General features: G+C 45.9%; 18 protein-coding genes and 2 pseudogenes. 9 read left to right on the top strand and 11 right to left on the bottom strand.

Annotated elements, in window-relative coordinates; all coding sequences use genetic code 11:
* The first annotated feature begins 14 nt into the window (after positions 1-14).
* The 3 genes from budA to R7E38_RS08975 are packed head-to-tail and all read left to right on the top strand — an operon-like array spanning position 15 to position 3,288.
* Complete coding sequence (budA, locus tag R7E38_RS08985; protein ID WP_005392587.1) at positions 15-800, top strand: acetolactate decarboxylase; 786 nt, start codon at positions 15-17, stop codon at positions 798-800.
* Between the two features lie 29 nt (positions 801-829).
* Positions 830-2,533, top strand: a complete 1,704-nt coding sequence (gene alsS, locus R7E38_RS08980) for an acetolactate synthase AlsS (RefSeq protein ID WP_158173444.1) — start codon at positions 830-832, stop codon at positions 2,531-2,533.
* Positions 2,530-3,288 carry an SDR family NAD(P)-dependent oxidoreductase gene (locus R7E38_RS08975; protein WP_017820351.1) on the top strand — a complete coding sequence of 253 codons (759 nt, stop codon included), beginning with the start codon at positions 2,530-2,532 and terminating at the stop codon, positions 3,286-3,288. The genes alsS and R7E38_RS08975 overlap by 4 nt, the downstream gene beginning before the upstream one ends.
* A gap of 90 nt (positions 3,289-3,378) precedes the next feature.
* Here the strand turns inward: R7E38_RS08975 and R7E38_RS08970 are convergent, their stop codons facing one another.
* Together R7E38_RS08970 and R7E38_RS08965 are read right to left on the bottom strand one after the other, a co-directional pair.
* Positions 3,379-5,292 (bottom strand): BCCT family transporter, encoded by a 1,914-nt coding sequence (locus tag R7E38_RS08970; RefSeq protein WP_226083203.1) that lies wholly within the window; start codon positions 5,290-5,292, stop codon positions 3,379-3,381.
* Positions 5,293-5,423: 131 nt separating this feature from the next.
* Positions 5,424-5,732, bottom strand: a complete 309-nt coding sequence (locus tag R7E38_RS08965) for a TPMT family class I SAM-dependent methyltransferase (RefSeq protein WP_226083206.1) — start codon at positions 5,730-5,732, stop codon at positions 5,424-5,426.
* Between R7E38_RS08965 and R7E38_RS08960 the strand changes: the two are divergent.
* From R7E38_RS08960 to R7E38_RS08950, 3 genes and pseudogenes are all read left to right on the top strand, one after another.
* Positions 5,717-5,941 (top strand): annotated as a pseudogene (locus R7E38_RS08960) (molybdopterin containing oxidoreductase); the annotation flags it as partial. The gene R7E38_RS08965 and the pseudogene R7E38_RS08960 overlap by 16 nt on opposite strands.
* A gap of 76 nt (positions 5,942-6,017) precedes the next feature.
* Positions 6,018-6,637 (top strand): annotated as a pseudogene (locus R7E38_RS08955) (c-type cytochrome).
* A 117-nt stretch (positions 6,638-6,754) separates the two neighbouring features.
* The gene (locus R7E38_RS08950; protein ID WP_151515674.1) at positions 6,755-7,231 is read left to right on the top strand and encodes a hypothetical protein; all 477 of its coding nucleotides are present in this window, start codon (positions 6,755-6,757) and stop codon (positions 7,229-7,231) included.
* Between the two features lie 3 nt (positions 7,232-7,234).
* Here R7E38_RS08950 and R7E38_RS08945 read toward each other — a convergent pair whose 3' ends face one another.
* The 9 genes from R7E38_RS08945 to R7E38_RS08905 form a co-directional block, all read right to left on the bottom strand.
* Complete coding sequence (locus tag R7E38_RS08945) at positions 7,235-7,831, bottom strand: methyltransferase domain-containing protein (protein WP_213907003.1); 597 nt, start codon at positions 7,829-7,831, stop codon at positions 7,235-7,237.
* 137 nt (positions 7,832-7,968) lie between these two features.
* Complete coding sequence (locus R7E38_RS08940; RefSeq protein ID WP_213907002.1) at positions 7,969-9,171, bottom strand: phenylacetate--CoA ligase family protein; 1,203 nt, start codon at positions 9,169-9,171, stop codon at positions 7,969-7,971.
* Positions 9,172-9,180: 9 nt separating this feature from the next.
* Positions 9,181-10,002: an ABC transporter ATP-binding protein gene (locus tag R7E38_RS08935; protein WP_005373283.1), complete on the bottom strand. Its 822-nt coding sequence runs from the start codon at positions 10,000-10,002 to the stop codon at positions 9,181-9,183.
* A gap of 80 nt (positions 10,003-10,082) precedes the next feature.
* Entirely contained in the window at positions 10,083-11,327 is a 1,245-nt protein-coding gene (locus R7E38_RS08930) for an ABC transporter substrate-binding protein (RefSeq protein WP_005373285.1), read from the bottom strand.
* 45 nt (positions 11,328-11,372) lie between these two features.
* Positions 11,373-12,440, bottom strand: a complete 1,068-nt coding sequence (locus R7E38_RS08925; RefSeq protein ID WP_213886131.1) for a branched-chain amino acid ABC transporter permease — start codon at positions 12,438-12,440, stop codon at positions 11,373-11,375.
* An 11-nt stretch (positions 12,441-12,451) separates the two neighbouring features.
* Complete coding sequence (locus R7E38_RS08920; RefSeq protein WP_005373295.1) at positions 12,452-13,345, bottom strand: branched-chain amino acid ABC transporter permease; 894 nt, start codon at positions 13,343-13,345, stop codon at positions 12,452-12,454.
* Entirely contained in the window at positions 13,345-15,297 is a 1,953-nt protein-coding gene (locus R7E38_RS08915; protein WP_005373296.1) for a long-chain fatty acid--CoA ligase, read from the bottom strand. The genes R7E38_RS08920 and R7E38_RS08915 overlap by 1 nt, the downstream gene beginning before the upstream one ends.
* Positions 15,297-16,097: an ABC transporter ATP-binding protein gene (locus R7E38_RS08910; RefSeq protein ID WP_005373297.1), complete on the bottom strand. Its 801-nt coding sequence runs from the start codon at positions 16,095-16,097 to the stop codon at positions 15,297-15,299. The genes R7E38_RS08915 and R7E38_RS08910 overlap by 1 nt, the downstream gene beginning before the upstream one ends.
* A gap of 242 nt (positions 16,098-16,339) precedes the next feature.
* The gene (locus R7E38_RS08905) at positions 16,340-17,977 is read right to left on the bottom strand and encodes an electron transfer flavoprotein-ubiquinone oxidoreductase (protein WP_115386574.1); all 1,638 of its coding nucleotides are present in this window, start codon (positions 17,975-17,977) and stop codon (positions 16,340-16,342) included.
* A 155-nt stretch (positions 17,978-18,132) separates the two neighbouring features.
* Between R7E38_RS08905 and R7E38_RS08900 the strand changes: the two genes are divergently transcribed.
* The 3 genes from R7E38_RS08900 (at position 18,133) to R7E38_RS08890 (ending at position 21,925) form a co-directional block, all read left to right on the top strand.
* The gene (locus R7E38_RS08900; protein WP_226083211.1) at positions 18,133-18,885 is read left to right on the top strand and encodes an electron transfer flavoprotein subunit beta/FixA family protein; all 753 of its coding nucleotides are present in this window, start codon (positions 18,133-18,135) and stop codon (positions 18,883-18,885) included.
* A complete protein-coding gene (locus tag R7E38_RS08895; protein ID WP_213871389.1) occupies positions 18,882-19,808 on the top strand; it encodes an electron transfer flavoprotein subunit alpha/FixB family protein in 927 nt (308 codons plus the stop codon). Before R7E38_RS08900 ends, R7E38_RS08895 begins: the two co-directional genes overlap by 4 nt.
* 86 nt (positions 19,809-19,894) lie before the next feature.
* A complete protein-coding gene (locus R7E38_RS08890; protein ID WP_226083214.1) occupies positions 19,895-21,925 on the top strand; it encodes an acetoacetate--CoA ligase in 2,031 nt (676 codons plus the stop codon).
* The last annotated feature ends 121 nt before the right edge of the window (positions 21,926-22,046 follow it).

Below are 22,046 nucleotides of genomic sequence, written 5' to 3'. Positions count from 1 at the left end.
AACTGGTCTTACTCATGCGTGGATTTTATAACCCTCTATGTGCTTGTTCGCTTGAAGTAGCGAAAGAATTTTCTGAATACCATCACGTTACCGGAGATGGTGAGATTTATCAGACTTCGTTAATGAGTGCTTTGATCGCTGGTGTTTACGAAGGCTCAACAACCATAGAAGAACTGCTGAAACATGGGGATTTTGGTTTAGGTACGTTCAATGAATTGGATGGTGAGTTGATTGCGTTTGATAAGGAAGTTTTTCAACTCAAGTCGGATGGCTCCGCAAACCCGGCAGACCTGGCGCAAAAAACGCCCTTTGCTGTCATGACTTTTTTTAAGCCTGATATCGAGCTGCCACTAACATCGCGCATGTCACGTCATGAAGTCCATAGCCTCATAGACGACATGGTTCCAAGCGATAACCTATTTTGCGCAGTGCGCATTGACGGCGTTTTCGATTCAGTTCGTACTCGTACCGTACCTAAACAAACACGCCCTTATCGGCCAATGCTTGAAGTGGTCAAAGAACAACCAACGTTCCGCTTCACGCATAAGCAAGGCGTGGTCGCCGGCTTTCGCAGTCCTAAATATACGACTGGCATCAATGTGCCCGGCTATCACGAACACTTTATTACCGATGACCGCCAAGGAGGTGGTCATATTCAGGATTACAGCATTTCGTCAGGGTTCCTCCAGATTGGCAAAGTCTCGCGGCTAGTGATTGATACCCCGGTATCCACAGACTTCCTCAGTGCCAATTTGGCTCCGGAAGATATAAATACCGCCATAGAAAAGGCGGAAAAGTAACAAAGTCAGGCAAATAATAAGGACAACAAATGCAATCCAAACCTTCAAATAAAAATGGAGCTCAGTTGATCGCTCAACAGCTAGAGTCTCTTGGCATTAAGTACATTTTCGGTATTCCCGGTGCAAAAATCGATCGACTGTTCGATGCGATTGAAGACACTAACATCCAAATGATTCCGGTACGCCACGAAGCTAACGGCGCATTTATGGCGGGCGTTATGGGAAGACTAACCGGCAAAGCAGGCGTCACAATGGTTACGTCAGGCCCTGGCTGTGGAAATCTAGTTACGGGGGTGGCAACAGCAAACTCCGAAGGCGATCCGCTGATTGCTATCGGTGGTGCGGTGAAACGAACTGACCAGCAAAAACAAACACACCAGAGCATGGATACCGTCAGTATTTTTCGCTCTATAACCAAGTTCAGTGCTGAAGTGCAGCATGTGGACGCCGCAAGCGAGATCATGGCGAACGCGTTTCGTATCGCAGAGTCAGGTCGTCCTGGGGCTTGCTTTTTGAGTCTCCCCCAAGATGTTTTATCCGAGCAAACCCAAACGGACATTATTGTCCCCTCGCCTTACACACAGCCTGGTTGCGCAGACATCGCAGCAATCGAAGAAGCGGTCAGTCGAATCAGTAAAGCAAAGCGCTGTGTGGTTTTACTTGGCCTTCACGCGAGCCGCAGTCAAAACGCTGCTGCTATCGCCCGATTTCTTCAAAATACGCAGCTACCCGTTGTCGGCACTTACCAGGCCGCCGGCACGGTAGACATCAATTACTATCATCACTTTGCTGGGCGTGTCGGTTTGTTTAATAACCAACCTGGCGATGTTTTACTGCGGGACGCCGATTTAATTCTCACCATCGGCTTTAGCCCAATAGAGTATGACCCTGAGCTTTGGAACAGCCACCGCAACCCAGTGATTCACCTCGATATTGAACCAGCAGAATACCAACTTAATTATCAACCTTGTGTTGAAATCGTCGGAAACATTGCGCAGTCATTAGACAAGATGGGCAGCTATATCTCTGAATATGCTCGCCTTTCCCCAACGGCACTTTCAGTACTGGAAGAGGTAGCACTGCAACGGCAAGTGATCAAGACCTATCCCAATGTCTATCACAAGCAAGGGTTTCATCCATTGGCGCTAATTAAAGCCATGCAATCTATCATCACACCAGATACCACGCTATGCCTTGATATGGGGAGCTTCCACATCTGGATCGCTCGTTACTTAAGCTGTTTTCGAGCTCGCCAAATGCTGGTGTCTAACGGCCAACAAACGATGGGCGTTGCACTACCATGGGCCATTGGTGCCAGCCTACTAAAACCTGGTAGCAAAGTGGTATCGATATCAGGAGACGGCGGTTTTATGCAATCGAGCATGGAGTTAGAAACCGCGGTTAGACTGAACTGCAATATCGTCCATATTGTGTGGGTTGATAACGCCTACAACATGGTAGAAATGCAAGAGATCAACAAATATCAGCGCTGCTCTGGTGTGAAATTTGGACCAATTGATTTCAAGGCGTACGCCGAATCATTTGGCGCGAAAGGCTTCGCAGTGACTAGTCAACACGAATTGCTACCGACATTGAATAAAGCCATGGACGTTGAAGGACCAGCAGTGGTGGCTATCCCCGTAGATTACAGCGACAACGACAAACTGATGTTGCCGCGCACAGAGAAAAATCAAGATCCCGTTTTTGTAAGTTTCGAAGGAGAAATCGCATGAGAGGATTAAAAAATAAAGTCGCACTCGTCACTGGTTCTGCCAATGGTATTGGTTTGGCCATCGCAAAACGTTTGTATGAAGAAGGCGCAAACGTCGCTCTTGCCGATTGGAATGAAGAGCAGTTGGCAAACGCCGTTGAGGGCTTTGATAAACAGCGTGTGTCTGCGCATTCTATTGATGTTTCTGACCCAGAAAAAGTCGCAGCACTGATTTCTGATGTTGTTACCCGTTTCGGTAAACTGGATATTTTAGTAAACAATGCTGGCGTACATGTCCCTGGTTCCGTGATTGAAGGTAGTGTGGAAGACTGGAAGAAGATCTCAGGTGTAAACATTGATGGTGTTGTTTATTGCGCGAAGTTTGCTTTGCCTGAACTCTTAAAAACGAAAGGTTGTATGGTAAATACCGCGTCCGTTTCCGGTTTGGGTGGTGACTGGGGTGCCGCATTCTATTGCGCGAGTAAAGGTGCAGTGGTGAACCTTACCCGAGCGATGGCATTGGACCATGGTGCGGATGGGGTAAGAATTAACGCCGTATGCCCAAGTTTAGTAAAAACCAACATGACAAACGGCTGGCCGCAGGACATCCGCGATAAATTCAATGAGCGCATTGCGCTTGGCCGAGCAGCCGAACCTGAAGAAATTGCGTCTGTCGTGACTTTCTTGGCAAGTGATGACGCATCTTTCATTAATGGCGTAAACCTACCTGTAGACGGCGGTGCCACCGCATCAGATGGTCAACCTAAAATAGTGTAAGCATTAACACTGATTGAGCAGAATTTTTAACTGTAAGGTATCCACGCAAAAAAAGAGCCGAGTTTGTACTCGGCTCTTGTGTGCCTGTTCTTAAGCCTGCGATGTTGCTAAACCTGCCGACGCGCCGCCTAATAACACATGATTAAATTCCATTCGAGATTCTTGGGCTTGCTCAGACAGTTCTTGTTTCTTCTTTTGAGCCAACTCAAGCGCTTCGGTTAGTTGCTGTAGCTCTGTTTGCATCTCTTCTGGTAAATGATGGTCCGAAAACCCAGATTCACAGCTGTGTTCTAAGGCAAATGCGCGAATTCTCTTACGCATGCTCATCAGGGCCGCCATTGCTTCGCGCTCTTCTTCAGCCGCCTGTTGAGCTAAGTCTTTAAAGCGCTCAAATTTCGCCAAAGCCATTCCCTCTGTTGACCAAGGGTCAATTTCCGGCAGTTCTTCAATGTTAATGGTTGGCTCTTCGTATTCTGCTTGATGTTTAATATCTAGGCTCGCCGCGCGGACAAAGGACACCATCAACATCACCGAGATAACTAACAACGGTAAACCTCCCACGATCGCAGCGGTTTGTAATGTCGATAAACCTCCCATGAACATTAGGACGGTTGGCAGAAAAGACAAAGTAAACGCCCAGAACAAACGGTTCCAGCGCATCGGTTCTTCCGTCACATCATTTTGAACCACAGACGCAAGAATGTACGAGATAGAGTCAAACGAAGTCGCCGTAAAAATGATACACAATAGTGTAAAAACACCAATAACGATTGGCCCTAACGGTAATGTGTCTAACGTTGCAAAAATAGCCGCTGGCGCGCCTGATTCGTTGAGGATTGCAATGACATCAAGCTCACCCGTCAATTGCAACGATAAACCATAGTTACCTAAAACAATGAAGAATAAGAAACAACCTAAAGAACCGTAAAATATAGAACCTACGACCATCTGTTTGATCGTTCTTCCACGCGAGATACGCGCAACAAACAATCCCATACAAGGAGCAAAGACCAACCACCATGCCCAGTAGAAAATAGTCCAGTCTTGCGGGAAGTGTGTATCTGTAAACTCACCATAACCACCAAACGGCTCCGCCCAGGTAGCCATAACAAAGAAGTTAGACAACATACGACCAATTGAATCTAAGCCCGTTTCTAACATGAACACGGTTGGCCCAACGGCAAGTATAAAGAGTAACAAGCCCATCGCACCCCAGAAGTTAATGTTACTAAGGAATTTGATCCCCTTCTCAAGCCCTGCATACGCGGAGTAACCAAAAATAGCAGTACAGAGAAGTAATACAGCCACTTGGCTGAAGGTATTGTTTGGAAGACCGAAGATATGATGTAGACCACCATTGATAAGAGGTGCTGCTAAGCCAAGCGTAGTCGCCGCGCCACCCAACATACCAAAAATAAACAACACATCAATAAACTTGCCAATACCACCGTTTGCACGCTTTTCTCCTAATACAGGCATTAACGCACTAGAGATTTTCAAAACAGGTTGTTTGCGTACATAAAAGAAGTAAGCGATAGGCAGAGCAGGAATAAGGTAAATTGACCAAGCAATCGGTCCCCAGTGAAACAGACCATAAGTCGCGGCCCAGCGAATGGCTTCTTCACTGCCTGCTTTCAACTGAAATGGTGGTGATTGATAGTAGTATGCCCACTCGATACACCCCCAATACAGAATACTTGCGCCAATACCTCCACAAAATAGCATTGCAGCCCATGAGGCGTTACCAAATTCTGGTTGCTCGTCGGCTTCACCAAGTTTGATTTGGCCAAGATCGCTGAACACGGTGTAAATCATAAAACACATTGCTGCGATACCCAGTGCGAGGTATAACACACCAAGCTTATCGGTCATGAAAAATTTGGCCGAAGCTATCCAATCCGCACCTTGTGTGGGAAATAAAATTAAGGGTATAACGACGCTGAGTAAAAGAAAGAGTGAGCCTAAGAAGGTAGGCTTATCGATGAGAGAAAATGATTTGTCCATATTATATATCCTTATATTTTCAAAGGACATGATCCACATTTCTCGCAACTTCGCCAATTCACAACACTTATCGTTACCACAAGAATAATTGTCTTTAAAAGATGCATTATGTGACGCTGATTTTGTATTCATTATTTGATGCCATAGCGTTTAAATACGGCAACTTTTCTGCCACACCATCCAGCGCTCCTACCTTTAAAAACCTCAACACTGTTTGCCACCACTGAGGATTCCACAAGCTTAAACGTCGGTTCTAGATAACCCTCCAACTCCCCACTTCGCAAACAAAATGGAGGGAAGCGAGAGTGGTAATCATCATCTATAACGAAACAACCAATTAACAAACCGTCTCTTGTCAGCAATTTATCCACCATAGCAAAGTAATCTGGCCACTGGTCTCTCGGTAGTGCAGCGAGAAAGGATTGATTTTGGCGCAACATGGATGGATGCCGAACTCGCAGCCCCAGCCAATGACAGCGCTTGGCAGACGTTCAACGCCAAAGTGACATTCCCCCAAGCGGGCTACTACGAAGTTGGGGCAAAGGCGACTGATGACCAAGAGGTGGGCCAACCTTTTGCTATCACATGGAACCCGAAAGGTTACCTCAACAACACCTTCCACCGAATCGCGCTGATTGTTAAGGGTTAAACATGAAGGGGGAATAACAGTGAAAGCAACATCCTTAAATAAGCGGGTTTTCCCGCTCTCGTTTACTTTTCTCGCGCTGTTAAGTTACTCAGCCTTAGCAAACAATGACGAGTTGATAGCCGCAGGCGAACAGCAAGCGATGGTGTGTAAAGCTTGTCACCAGTTTGAAAAATGGAGGAAGTGCTTGTGGGGCTGCCTCTTTGGGGCTTAGCAGAGCGTGATATTGCCGGCTTTACAGGCTTCAATTACAGCGAAGCCATCAAACAGCATCAAGGTCAATGGGACGCAGAAAAACTGGATGCTTTTTTTGGCGTCACCACCGGAGTTTGCTCCGGGCACAAACATGGTCTTTCCCGGCGTAAAAGACCCGGGTGCGCGAGCCGCAATCATTGCATGGCTAGCAACCCAAAACCCTACACGCCACCAGATTGGAATACTGCTTCATCTGAAATGGAGGTCAAATCAGCTGGTGATGGGATATTAGCGCCAGGAGAGAATATGGAACTCGTCGCGGCAGTCTGCTCAGCCTGTCATTCGTTACACATGGTCACACAACAATGACTAAGCCGCCAACGATGAGATGAAACCTTAGACTGGATGATTGAAGAGCAAGGGATGGATGAGCTGCCGGGTGATAATCGCGAAGCCATTCTGAAATACCTTTCGACCTATTATGGGGGTAACTCCCGCCTTTAAAACTAACGCTTATTGATATTTTACATACGTATTCTTTCTGTGTGAGTATCCCCTCAACAGGAATAGAGTGAAGTAACCTCTGTTATTTCACAGTATGTATCGATGAGGTTTAAAAGATTGAAGGCAGAAGAGTTTTTTGACAACCATTACCTTTCTATTTGGGTTTTTCTTGTTGGCGTGGCAGTCATTACCTTGATTATGATGGGAGGCGGCATGGCAGTAACGTTGCTGGCAATATTGATTGACCAGTCGTCTGAGCACTTAACTACTGATACTTTCTTGGCTCTAAACTTTTCTTTTGCTGGGGTCATGACTCTACTGCTTGTTATCCCAAACATGATGATTGTTAGAGGCAAACCTAAAGCGGCAGAAATCAACTTAATCAATATTTACTTTCAGTTCCTTGTTTACGCTCTTGGCCTATTCCTTCTTGAAGATGAACATAAACTTTTTTTTGTTAGTTTTGTACTTTTTCCTATTATCGCTCTCTGGCTCATGGCATCGACCAAATATCATACATTTGTGACTTACTTTTCAGCGATTAAAAAAGAACCAGACAGTTTTCGCGAATACTTTCTAAAGAAGTCTCAGTGACGACTAACACTTCTGCCACACCATCCATTGCTCTCTGCCTTTAAAAACCTCAACACTGTTTGCCACCACTGAGGACTTCACAAGTTCAAACGTGGGCTCTAGAAAAGATGCCAGTTCCCCACTTCGCAAACAAAATGGAGGGAAGCGAGAGTGGTAATCATCATCTATAACGAAATAACCAATTAACAAACCGTCTCTTGGCAGCAATTTATCCACCATAGAGAAATATTCTGACCACATGTCTCTCGGTAGTGCTGCGAGAAAGGCCCGCTCGTAAATGACATCAAACGAGTGAGAAAAATCGGCATTAAATACATCACCCAATACGACTTTATCTTTGTAGTTACCTAACGTTGATTGCGCCATTTTTACCGCTTCTTGGCTGTAATCCATCGCGATCACGTCATGCCCATATTGAATAAAAGTGCTCAGTTCATAAGCGGCACCACACCCAGGAATAAACACTGACTGGCCTACATGAAGTGAATTGTCGAGATAATCCTTGAGTTCTTGAGGTGTCGATTGGGCATCCCAAGGCATAGTGCCTCGGATAAACAAATCATCCCAGAATTGTGTGTTAATCATTGGTGCCTGTTTCATTTACCCGCTCCCTGATTGCGGTAGTAAAAAATAAAGGGATACGCAGCGCAATGTGGTATCCCTTTTCTAGCCTTTTGTCTGTACGTTGTTAGTTTTTTATGACAACCACTTTCTACTGCACTTATGCCACCAATGAGTTAACTGCGAAGATCATTGATTAACGGCTGCTCCACTTGGTTCGGTACAAACTGGACATTGCCTTTCAGTTTGGTGACAGACTGAAGTGTCGCTTGAATGTCCTCTGCCGAGACATGAACATCATGACAGCAGAAAGTAATGGCATCGTTGAAGCCATCGCGCTCAATTTTCAAGGAGCCTTTAATATCGTGGCGACGACAGACTTCTTGGATCTGATGCGGATAAACAAACAGCCCTTTTACTTTCACCGCGGAGTCTGCTCGTCCCATCCAGCCCTTAATTCGTGCATTCGTGCGTGAAGAATCAGAACTAATCTCTAGATATGCCGATAAATCTCCCGTTGCGTAGCGAATCAGCGGGAACTTCTCATCAAGCGACGTTACAACGACTTCACCGACTTCTCCCGGTTGTACAGGAACACCATCAGGATCAACGATTTCAACAATAATATCTTCGGCAATCACTAATCCTTGTTCACCAGACACTTGATAAGCAATCAAGCCAAGCTCTGCACTTGCGTAGGCTTGAAAGACTGCAATGCCTTTTTCCTCAAACATCTGTTGCATGTCTGCTGTAACCGCTTCACCAGAGACCAGAGCTTTCTCAAAGCTAGGCTGCTCATCGTATTTCTCTTGGTACTTTTGTAGCAACGTCAGCAAATACGAAGGTGTACCAGTGTAACCATTAGGTTGAAGCTGTTTAATTGCCTCTATTTGCGCTTCGGTATTGCCTACTCCAGCCGGAAATACCGCACAGCCACAAGCCCTTGCGCCACCATCCATAATAAATCCGCCAGGAGAGAAATGGTAAGAGAGCGTGTTATGCACTAAATCACCCGCACAGAACCCAGCAGCGTGAAACGCGCGCCCCATACGCCAGAAATCGGCCTCATCCGTTTGAGCCTCATATAAAGGCCCAGGAGACTGAAAAACACGCGCCATTTGACCAATGGCAACGCTATTTAAGCCACCAAACGGCGGTTTAAGTTGCTGCTGATTTGGTACATTGAACTTACGTGTAATCGGGAACTGAGCAAGCCCTTCACGATTGTTTGCCAATGTAGGCTCTAACTCAGAAAAATGCGCTGCGTAATGTTCGCTATTGGCTTTCGAATTCTCAATCAGCGCTGGCAAACGTTGAAACAGCGACTCTTCTCGCGCCTGTAGAGACAACGATTCTTTCGCATCAAATAGTTCGTTCATCCTTGCTCCTTACAACCAACGCTTACGACGTTTGTAAGATTTCAGATTCTTAAAGCTCTTGCGATCTTCATCGCCTCCGCCAAGGTAGAATTCTTTTACGTCTTCATTGTTTAACAGTTCGTGCTTGCTGCCATCTAGTACGATTTTGCCTGATTCCATGATGTAACCGTAATCGGCCGCTTGAAGAGCGAAGTTGGCATTCTGTTCAACCAAAAGCATGGTAATGCCTTGCTCTTTGTTGATCTTGTTAATAATGCTGAATACTTCTTTAACTAGCAGCGGAGAAAGCCCCATAGACGGTTCGTCCAACAAAATCATCTTCGGTCGAGCCATTAACGCTCGGCCAATCGCTAACATTTGTTGCTCACCGCCAGACAAATAGCCCGCCAGGCCAGTGCGCTCTTTGAGTCGCGGGAAATAGTCAAACACCATTTCGATGTCTTGTTCAACTTCGTTGTCAGTGCGTGTATAAGCGCCTAAGCGAAGATTTTCTATTACCGTCATATCTTCAACAATTCGGCGCCCTTCCATAACTTGGAAGATGCCCGAACGGACGATCTCTTCCGGGCTTTTGTTGTCTATACGCTCGCCCATGAAGTTGATTTCGCCGCGCGTCACTTCACCATCTTCGGTTTTCAATAAACCAGAAATGGCTTTCAACGTTGTGGATTTACCCGCACCGTTGGCGCCCAGTAAGGTCACAATCTGCCCTTTTGGAACTTCTAAACTCACACCGCGAAGTACTAGTATTACTTCGTCGTAGACGACTTCAATGTTGTTCACTGAAAGCAGTATTTCTGCCGGTTCGATATTCGTTGCTAATTCAGCCATCAAACTACTCCTTGCTAGGGTGAGAGTGTTCTCTCACCCATCCTTATTTTCAGTAAGCTTTGTTATTAATAAGTCGTAGATTAGTAACCTAGCCAATCGTCACGACGTGACAATGTCACCTGAGATACTTTCTTAATATCAACTGCGCCGCCATCGTTGTTGCCCATAAAGACGTTCACGGTTGTTGTGCCTCGGTGATCTTCCGGTTTCCAGTTCGCAGGGACACAAACACCTTCTAAGCCTTGTGGTACCCAGTTGTCATGGACATACATGCCCTTCTTGATGTTTTCACCTGTGATGCCACCGTTGTCTTTCGCCCACTCCATTGCTTCTTTCATATAGAACGCAGAACAAATACCGCGAATGTAATGGTGAGTTCTGAATTCGCCCGGCTCTGATTCAGACTGCTTAGAAATCTCACGGACCAGTTTCATGCCTTCATTATCATCTCCCCAAAACGCTGTCATACCTGGGAAAACGTAATCTTTAAGGCCATCGCCTGCTGCTTCAAGCACTGGCTTATCGCCGCCCCAAATGTTTGCCATGTACTGGAACTCTGTCCCAACCGTGTTACAAGACTTCACTAGTGAGATAACCGAGCTACCGATATTAGCAATGTAACCGTAGTTGGTGCCTGACTCTTTCAGCGACAAACATTGCGCTTTGAAGTCCCCTGGTTTTAGTGACACAACGACTGGGTTTTGCACATCAAAACCAAGCTCTTTGGCGTACTCTGCACACGCTTCTTTTGGCGCATTCGGGAATGGATGGTTATCGCCAATGTGCGTAAATTTCGGCGCACCTTGATTGCCCTTAGATTCCCAATCTTCTTTCGCCCACTTAACTAGCGCACGGCACGCATCTGAGTACGACGCACCATAAAAGAAATTATAAGGCGCTGGTTTCGCGGTTTTTGGGTTTTTGCCAGTTGGGTCAGTTAAGTGACCAGAGTAAGAAGCAGAGAACACCGGCACTTTGTCTTTGGTAACAAACGAAATAAGTGCTTCGGTATCCGCCGTACCCCAACCTTGCAGCGCAACCATGTCTTTACGCGCCACCCAACGTTTATAGTTGGAAATCGCCACTGGTACTTTGTACGCCATGTCTACTGTTTCAAATTCGAGCTCGGTACCGTTAATGCCACCGTTTTGGTTAATCCAACGCAATGCGTCTCGCACGCCAGAACCATAAGGCTTGCTTACATAGGCAGTTGGTCCAGAAAAGTCGACTAATTGCCCGACAAACACAGAATCTTTTGCCCAAGTTGCGGTAGTAAACAGTGCAGATGACAGCACCAACGTTGTCGCTAAATGTCCTTTGTTCATAACTCGTTGTCCTTGTTATTGAGGTATATTCCACTTAATTCCACGTTAATATGAGAACGGATAGTGTTTCCAATATGCTCGAATCTGTTGCCAGCGATGCGATAATCCTTGAGGTTCGAAAATGAGGAACAGCATGATGACTAAACCAATCGCCATCTCTTTGAAGTAAGCCAGACCATCAGTGAAAGCGGTGGTATCACCAAACGCTGAAAGCCCCGTTACACCAAACTCCAAAACTTCAGGCAGCAATACGATAAATATCGTCCCCATCAATGTGCCTTTGACTGAACCCAAGCCACCAATGATGATCATTGCCAAGAACTGGATAGACATCATGATGGTGAAGCCTTCTGCTGATACAAACCCTAGATAATGTCCGTAGAGTGCCCCCCCGATGCCTGCATAGAATGCACACACTCCAAATGAGAGCAGACGATACTTGGTTAGGTTGATGCCCATGATCTCTGCTGACAAATAGTGATCTCGTACTGAGACAAACGCGCGACCGTCACGAGAACGGATTAAGTTTGATGCCCACATATACATGAAGATCAGCGCAAACAGAGCGATGTAGAAGAAGCTTTCGTCAGTCGTAAACTCCAAGCCAAACAAATTAATTGGGTTCGCGCTTGCACCGTATGAGCCGCCACTGAACCAATCTGCGCGAGCAAAGAAGTCCTCTAGAATAAACTGCGCCGCCAACGTTGCGATAGCTAGGTATAAACCTTTAATTCGAGCCGCTGGCAGACCAAACAGCATCCCCACAATCATGGTTAAGTAACCCGCGAGCGGAATCGCAAACACGACTGGAATGTTAAACTGGTTATTTAGCCAAGCCGATGCAAAGGCGCCAAAGCCAAAGAACGCACCGTGACCTAGCGAAATTTGTCCGGTAAAACCAACCAGAATGTTTAAGCCCAATGCCGCGATACCGAGGTATGCAATCTGAATAAACAGGTTTAGGAAGTAAATATCCAAGACCAGCGGTGCTGCCAGCATGGCGATGACACCTGCAATCGCAAGGCTTCTGATGGTTTTGGTTTCAAAAATTGGCGTATCGCTTTTGTATGTGGTTCGAAAATCCCCACATGGGCGCATGCTAAGTTGAGCCATGTTATTTCTCCTTAAATACGCTCAATATCTTTGGTACCAAACAGGCCATATGGCTTGAAGGCAAGAATGATTAACAGCACATAGAATGGTGCGATGTTGTACAGGTTACCCACTTGCAGGTATTGGCTATCAAAAAACTCAGCCAAGTTTTCTAGCACCCCGATGGTAATACCACCGACAATTGCGCCGACCACCGAATCTAAGCCACCTAAAATAACGGCTGGGAAAACTTTGATACCAATAATGGATAGCGCGTCAGATACGCCGTTAACGATACCGATAACAATCCCTGCTGTTGCAGATACCATTGCCGAAATGGCCCAACTGATGGCGAACACTTTCTTGATGGAAATGCCAAGACTCTGGGCTACTTGCTGGTTGAATGCCGTTGCGCGCATTGCCAGACCCATTTTGCTGAATTTGAAGAACCAGTAGAACGCGCCCATGATGAGCATTGAGAAGATCAAGCTCAGAATGTAAGCAAACTCAACATTCAAACCTCCGATATTCACCACGTTGGTTTCGAACACTTGCGGGTACGACACAGCCGAGACACCGAATATCCACTTCATCAGCGCTTGGAAAAACATCGATAGACCAATGGTCACCATGATCACAGAGATAATCGGTTCACCAATCAACGGTCTGAGCACAATGGTTTGCACGGCGATACCAAAAATCATCATGAACGCGAGCGTGAGTAAAAAGCCAATAAAAAACGGTAACTGTAGGTGCACCAATGCCGCCCAACATACCCATGCGCCAATCAACAGGAACTCACCCTGAGCAAAGTTGACCACCTGGGTCGATTTGTAAATCAATACAAAGCACATGGCGACAACGCCATACAACATGCCAACGATCACGCCATTAATGACGAGTTGCAGTAATAAATCCGTATTCACTATGCGATCCTCCGTTGTTCGCTATCCACTAGTGTTGGCTCATGCTCAATAAGCGTTTCAATAACTAGCGACGTTTGAATGCGTGTTTTGGTGCCATCTTGATAAGTGATCACTGTATCGACATCGACTTTTGGATCGTCGCTGTAGATGGTTTCGATGATGTCTCCGTATTTCTCTGCAACCACACCACGGCGTACTTTACGTGTGCGAGTTAGCTCTCCATCGTCGGCATCCAGCTCTTTGTAAAGTAGAATGAATTTGCTGATCTTCTGTGCATCCGGTAGGGATTCGTTCACTTTTTGAACTTCTTCACGAATCGCTTGGTACACTTCTGGTTGAGCAGATAAGTTGGTGTAGTTGGTAAATGCCAAGCCGCGTTGCTCTGCCCACTTCGCGACGATCGCATAGCGAATACAGATGATGGCAGACAGCCAAGGTCGACCTTTACCTACCACCACGGCTTCTGCAATAAACGGCGAGAACTTGAGTTTGTTTTCGATAAACTGTGGCGAATAACGGTCGCCATGGCTGGTTTCCGACATATCTTTCAGACGATCAATCACCACCAAGTGACCGGAATCTTTAAAATAGCCCGCATCGCCTGTGTGCATCCAACCATCTTGAACATCTTCATCATATGCTGCTTGGTTGTTTAAGTAGCCAGTAAACATGCCTGTACTTTTCGCGATGATTTCACCAACGCCATTGCTGTCCGGGTTGATGACTTTCACTTCTGCATTATCAAACGCAACACCAACGGAATCGTAATCCACATCATCCGCTTGGTGCACGGTGTATGCGCCACACATTTCGGTCTGACCATAAAGCTGCTTAAGTGGCACACCAATAGCTTGTAGGTAACGGAAAGTATCCGGTCCCATCGCCGCACCGCCGGTTGCCGCAGATGTCAGGTTCGAAAACCCTAAACGGTCACGCAGAGCACGCAGAAGAATCCATTCAGCCAACTTAGAGCGTTTACCCTGCTCCAGCGCTTTGTTGGCTAAGCTCATGCCCAGTTTGTACATCTTTTGCTTAAACGGTGTCGAATCCATCATTCGTGCAGACACGTCTGCCACAATGTTTTCCCACACACGTGGCGCTAACAGCACAAAGTTTGGACCGATTTCACGCAAGTCGGACATCATGGTTTCTTGTTCTTCCACAAAGTTAACGATTTGACGAGAAATCAACGCCTGACCAACCACGTAAACCTGCTCCATAATCCAAGGCAAAGGCAGAACAGAAACGTAGTTGTCGCCTGGGGAACGAGGGTCTGCACGCAAGTAAGCCGCACAGTGATCCAAGAACGTGCCACTGTGTAGCTGAGCCAATTTTGGTTTAGAAGTCGTACCCGACGTAGTACAAAGAATTGAAAGATCGCTGCCTTTGGTTTCAACAACCATATTGAGATATTTGTCTGGGTCCGCTTTATCAATCAGCTGACCTTTTTTGTAGACCTGTTCAACATCAATTAATCTTGGATCATCGTATTTACGCATTCCACGAGGATCGCAGTAAATAATGTATTCAACGCTAGGAATTTCATCACCAAGCTCAAGCAGCTTGTCGCATTGCTCTTCATCTTCGGCAATCACGACTTTTGCTTTTGCATAGTTGATAAGGTACGCCACCTCTTCGTGCATAGAATCTTGATAGATGCCCAGCGAGAAACCTTTGATCGCATGTGCCGCTAACTCGCCCCATACCCATTCAGGGCGGTTATCACCTAGCAAACCAACGACATCTTGCTCACCAATACCCAAATCTCGTAGTGCCAGTGCCATCCACTTGACGCGGTTTTCATAATCCTTCCAAGTGAACTCTCGCCATATACCAAACTCCTTTTCACGCATTGCGACTTGTTCGGGCCAGTTCTTGGCATTGTGTTGCAACACTTTTGGAAAGGTATCTAAGCGGGTTATATCTGCCCAATCATTATGTTGCTGTGCCATTATGCACTCTCCTCTAATGTCGGTAACTCTTCGCCTAAGTACGCTTGTTTCACATGTGGGTTGGCCATCACTTCTTCAGGCTCACCCGTAGCAATGTGTTTACCGAAATCCAAAACCAAAACGCGATTAGAGATGTCCATGACCACGCCCATGTCGTGCTCAATCATGATGATCGTGATATCTAATTCTTCATTCAGATCCATGATGTAACGTGCCATGTCTTCCTTTTCTTCCAAGTTCATACCTGCCATTGGTTCATCAAGCAGCAGTAACTTAGGTTTTAAGGCAATGGCACGAGCAAGCTCTACACGCTTACGTAAGCCGTAAGATAGCGTGCCTGCAGTCGCTTTTCGGATGTGCTGGATTTCTAGAAAATCGATCACGTCTTCCACATATTTGCGGTGCGCCATCTCTTCTTTCTGCGCATTGGAGAACCAATAGAGTGGCCCCGTGACGAAGTTATTTTTCAGTAGGTGGTGTCGGCCAACCATGATGTTGTCCAGTACCGACATATGAGAAAAGAGCGCTAAGTTTTGGAAGGTTCTTCCCAGCCCTAACTCAGCTCGTTGGCTTGGTGTACGTTTAGTTACGTCATCTCCAGCGAAGATTACAGAGCCTTTGTTTGGTGTGTATCGACCAGAGATGCAATTGAGCATTGAGGTTTTACCTGCACCGTTTGGACCAATGATTGAAAAGATTTCCTTTTCATTCACATGGAAGCTCACATCAGTTAAAGCTTTCACCCCACCAAAAGCCAATGAAATATCGTTTACCTGCAACAGAGGCGATTCCGATACCATAGTTGATCTCCCTTTCGTTATTTTAAGTGCGTTCCATTGAGCACTATTTGATCAAACCTAACTTTGATACTGGTAACCGCTTTTACACCTATGCATCAACTTTGTATTCAGTTTACGTAAACGTCAATTTAAAATCAGAATAGTGCCTGAAAGATTAAGTTGCAATCGAGTTCATCGAGAAAGATTTGAACTAACGCAAACTTTAAGTAAATAAATTGTTAATAAAAATTATTCTCAAACGCTTACATATTTGGATAGTTAGGACCACCACCACCTTCTGGCGGAGTCCAAGTAATATTTTGACTTGGATCTTTGATGTCGCAGGTCTTACAGTGGATACAGTTGGCCGCATTTATTTGAAGCTCTGGCTGCTGCTCCCCCTGTACGATTTCATACACGCCAGCCGGACAATAGCGCTGTGCTGGCTCTGCATATAATTCAAGGTTCTGCTCAATAGGAATCCGCTGGTTCTCCAGTCGTAAGTGGCATGGTTGATCTTCCTCATGGAAGATATTGGATAGATAAACAGAAGAGAGGCGATCGAAACTTAACACGCCATCAGGCTTCGGATAGACAATTTCATTGCTGTTTTCCGCCAATAACAGAGACTGATGATCAGGCTTATCACAGCGGATATGCCACTTAGCTTTGCCTTTTAATACGTTATGTTCCAGCAGCGCTAAACCACCGCCCAGCCACGATCCAAAGCGGTGAATACCACTTGAGAAGTTACGTGCTTGATAAAGCTCTTCATACAGCCAAGACTGTTTGAAATGCTTTTGATAATCAGCAGTAACTGACTGACTCTCAAGGGCTTCACATACTGCTTCAGCGGCAAGCATGCCAGATTTCATTGCGGTGTGTGTGCCTTTGATTTTAGCGCCGTTAAGTGTTCCTGCATCACAGCCAATTAACAAGCCACCAGCAAACTGCTGCGTGGGAAGCGAATGAAAGCCGCCCTTGGTGATCGCTCTCGCGCCATAGCTAATACGCTTCCCATTTTTGAGGTATTGCTCAATCAACGGGTGGTGTTTAAAACGTTGAAACTCATCAAATGGACTCAAGTGCGGATTCTTATAATTCAAGTCAACAATCAACCCGACGGCAACTTGGTTTCCCTCTAAATGGTAGAGATAACTGCCACCTGTAGCTTCATTTGATAACGGCCAACCTAATCCGTGCACTACTAAACCTTGCTGATGCTGCTCTGATGGGATTTCCCACAGCTCTTTAAAACCGATAGCGTAGTGTTGAGGCGTTTTCTCTTCAGCAAGATTAAATCGGTTAATCAACTGCTTACCAATATGCCCCCGTGCGCCTTCAGCAAATAAAGTAAACTTCGCTCGTAGTTCAATACCAGGTTCGAAATTTCCTTTTTGCTCACCATTTTTATCTAATCCCATATCGCCCGTGATCACGCCACAAACACGACTATCTTCATCGATGATCGCTTGACTGGCGGTAAAACCTGGGTAGACCTCCACCCCCAAGTTCTCAGCCTGCAACGCCATCCATCGGCATAGACTGCCCAAACTTATGATGTAATTACCTTTGTTATGTAACGTATTAGGCACCGCCCAAGAAGGCAGTTCATGACCATTGATGTCATTGCCTAGATAGTAGGTTTTATCTTGGTTTACTTTGGTATTGAGCGGAGCGCCTTTCTCTTCCCAGTCGGGAAAAAGCTCATCCAAACTCCGCGTTTCAAACACCGCACCCGATAAAATATGCGCTCCAACTTCAGAACCTTTTTCTACCACGCAAACAGAGAGGTCTTGTTTTTTTTCTGCTGCTAATTGTTTGATTCGGCATGCCGCAGACAAGCCTGCGGGACCTGCGCCTACAATCAGAACATCAAATTCCATGCAGTCTCTTTCCATGATTGCATTCCTTTTTCTTTGCATGTTGCCAACTTGTTAATCAACAATATATTTAAAGTTGACGCAAACGTAAAGGTAAATTAACATCATTTTAAAGACGTCATCACATCGTCTTCACTGTTAACACATAGTCTTCACTGTAAAAGGAATCTAACGTGAAAATACTAGTGCCAATCAAAAGGGTCATTGATCCCTACGTTAAAGTTCGCGTGAAAGCGGACCATAGCGATGTTGAAACCAATAACGTCAAGATGACGATTAATCCATTTTGCGAAATAGCCGTTGAAGAAGCCGTACGACTAAAGGAGCAAGGTATTGCAGATGAAGTCATCGTTGTCAGTGCCGGCGGTAGCCAGTGTCAGGAGCAACTACGTACCGCGCTTGCATTAGGCGCCGATCGCGCTATTCATGTCGATACTGAAGACAAAATAGAGCCATTGGTCGTCGCTAAGCTGCTCAAAGTTCTGGTTGAGCAAGAACAAGCACAGCTTGTGATTACGGGTAAACAATCCATTGATACTGACAACAACCAAGTGGCTCAGATGCTGGCCGCCCTACTTGACTGGCCTCAAGCAACTTTCGCTTCCGACGTGAAGATTGAAGATCAAAAAGTTCAGGTCGTGAGAGAAGTGGACGGCGGCTTGATGACGGTCGCGATGAACTTACCTGCGGTGATCAGTACTGACTTACGCCTGAATGAACCGCGTTTTGCCTCTTTGCCTAATATCATGAAAGCTAAGCGCAAGCCGTTAGATACCATTACACCTGACAGTCTGGGTGTTGAAGTGGTATTTAGCCAAACCATTCAAGAAATCACACCGCCAGCGCAAAGAAAAGGTGGCATCAAGGTTGAATCTGTCTCAGAGCTTCTCGATAAGCTGCGTAACGAAGCGAAGGTGATTTCATGAAGAACTTAATCATAGCAGAGCATGACAATAACCAATTGCATGCGGACACACTCAAAGTGGTTAATGCAGCAAAACAAGCCAGCCAAGACAATGTTTTGATCGTAGTGGGCCACCAGTGTGAAGAAGTCGCTCAGCAAGCTTGTCGCGTTGATGGTATATCAAACGTAATTTGTGTCGATGATGAGCAACTTAAGCATCAATTTGCCGAGAGTATCGCACCTATTGTAGTGAGTATTGCTGAAGGTTTTGACGCAATCTGGGCTAGCTCATCATCAAAAGGGAAAGACCTTGCACCGCGAGTAGCAGCGAGGTTCGGCGTTGGGCAAATTTCCGATATTGTCCAAGTTATCGATGAAAACACTTTTATCCGCCCTATTTACGCGGGAAACGCATTTGCCAAAGTGACCACCAGCGACAAGGTTCGCGTCATCACCGTGCGCGCGTCTGCGTTTGAGCCGGTTACTTGTCACAACCAAGCTGATATTAAGCATCAGCAGGTCACTATCTCAGCTCCAATGGTTGAATTGGTTTCTGTCGATAAAACCGTGTCAGAACGTCCTGAATTAAGCGCGGCAGAGGTGGTTGTGTCAGGTGGACGCGGGGTCGGTAGCAAAGAGAACTTCGCGTTGATCGAACAAGTTGCCGATAAACTAGGTGCTGCCATTGGCGCTTCTCGCGCGGCGGTTGATGCCGGGTTTGTTGCCAACGACTTACAAGTGGGTCAAACCGGTAAAATCGTTGCACCTAAGCTTTATATAGCGGTTGGGATTTCCGGTGCCATCCAGCATCTTGCAGGAATGAAGGAATCCAAAGTGATTGTCGCGATCAACAAAGATCCAGAATCTCCTATCTTTGAAGTTGCCGACTATGGATTGGTTGGTGATTTATTCGAGGTACTACCTCAGCTTGCCGAACAACTTTAAACGATCAGATAAGGGGCGAACACTGCTATGTTCGCCCCTTTATTTTGTTTTGGTCATATTCAAAAGAATTGAAATTAGAGGGACCTATGCCAAAATCTGCACCTATTTGGTCACCATCTGCTGAGCGCGTCAGCAATAGCAACTTATTACGGTTCATCGAAAAGGTTAATAAAGACAAAGCCGAAGGTACCGTAATCAACAATTACACGTCTCTACACCAGTGGTCCATTGAGCACAATGATGAATTTTGGCGACATACTTGGCAGTTTTGCAACGTAATCGGAGATATGGGTTCGCAAGTCAAGAGCCTTGGCAGTCCCAAATGGACACCAACAGGTTCTAATCATCATCATGTAAATAGAGACACAGTATGGTTTGCTGACGCCACGCTGAACTACGCAGAGAACCTCCTATCTCAGGCTGAACAATCACCAGAGCGTGAGTTTATTGTTTTTAGCAATGAAAGCGGTGAACACCGACAACTCACCGGTAAACAGTTGCTTGAACAAGTTTCTGCCATTCAACAATGGCTACTCAATTGTGGTGTCGGTAAAGGCGATGTCGTTGCGGGTTATTTGCCCTACCTTCCTGAAACCGTTATTGCCATGCTGGCCACCACCAGTCTTGGTGCCATTTGGACTTCAACCTCTCCTGATTTTGGTATCGATAGCGTCTTAGAGCGTTTTGGTCAGGTCAAGCCGAAAGTTCTTTTTTGCTGTGATGGCTACCAGTTCGGAGGCAAAGCTTTCGATATGACGGACAAGAACACCACTCTTAGTAGTAAGTTAAGCAGTGCCTCCGAAGAGACTACTATTAGCGTATGCCAAATCGAATATTTACAAAACGCTGAGAGTGCTAGCACTTCTGAGTTTGTTTCTTGGTCCGATATTACTCACCACTTTTCTCCACAATCAATTCAATATCAACCAACGCTGTTTAATGACCCGTTATTCATTTTGTATTCTTCTGGTACAACAGGTCAACCTAAGTGTATTGTCCATTCCGCAGGCGGTACCTTGCTCAATCACCTCAAAGAACATCAACTGCATTGCGACATCAAATCGCAAGACAAGGTTTTCTACTACACAACATGTGGTTGGATGATGTGGAACTGGCATGTTTCCGCTCTTGCGAGTGGTGCAGCCTTAGTGATTTACGACGGTAGTCCGGTTTACCCTGATCACTCCATCTTATGGCGATTAGCAGAAGAACATAACGTGTCGCTGTTTGGTACTTCAGCGAAATACTTAGAAGCACTGGAACAGGCAAACTGCTCTCCAAAACTAGAACATAACCTGAAGTCACTCAAAACTCTTTGCTCAACTGGTTCGGTGCTTTACCCAGAACAATTTAGTTATGTCTATCAGCACATCAAGCAGGACTTGCATCTCGCTTCTATCGCTGGCGGCACGGATATTTGCGGATGCTTTGTACTGGGAAACCCTATCTCACCAGTTTACAAAGGTGAATGCCAAGGCGCAGGGCTGGGAATCGACGTGCGTGTTTTGGACGACGAGGGAAAAACCATTACACAGCAACGCGGCGAACTAACTTGCAATAACTCACTACCTAACTTCCCTATTGGCTTCTGGCACGACAACGGCGAACGCTATCACAACGCTTATTGGAGCAAGTTTACCGATATCTGGCACCATGGCGACGATGTGATGCAAACCGAACATGGCGGCTTCATTTTTTATGGCCGTAGTGACGCAACCTTAAATCCAGGCGGCGTACGCATCGGTACCGCTGAAATCTATCAGCAAGTGAACGCGTTACCCGAGGTTGAAGACTCCATCGCTGTCGGCAAGTTAAACCAGCAGTCTGAAGAAATCTGGTTACTAGTAAAACTCGCTCACAACGTCGAGTTAACCCAACAACTCACCGATTCAATTCGCCAAACATTGAAAACAAAATGTTCACCGCGCCATGTCCCACGACAAATTTTTGCCATCAGTGATATTCCTAAAACGCGCTCAGGCAAATTGGTTGAGCTAGCAGTGAAACAATTGGTAAACGGACAAGCTGTAAAAAACATTGGTGCTATTGCTAACCCAGAAGTGCTGGAAGAAATTAAAACGCTTTTCAACATAGAAAGTGGCGCCACTGTCAATTAGAGACTCAACAAGTCTTCCAACAATACAGACGGGTATAACCTAACTGTATTTTTAGCTCGCTCGATAACTCCTCCCCACTTTCGTGGAAACTGCGCGAAATATGCTTCATGTACACAAAAAA

It is taken from the genome of Vibrio sp. Vb2131 (genome assembly GCF_033338535.1).
Classification (GTDB): Bacteria; Pseudomonadota; Gammaproteobacteria; order Enterobacterales; family Vibrionaceae; genus Vibrio; species Vibrio alginolyticus.
The sequence above is the reverse complement of the archived record's forward strand: the minus strand, read 5'-3'. Positions and strand labels throughout refer to the sequence as shown.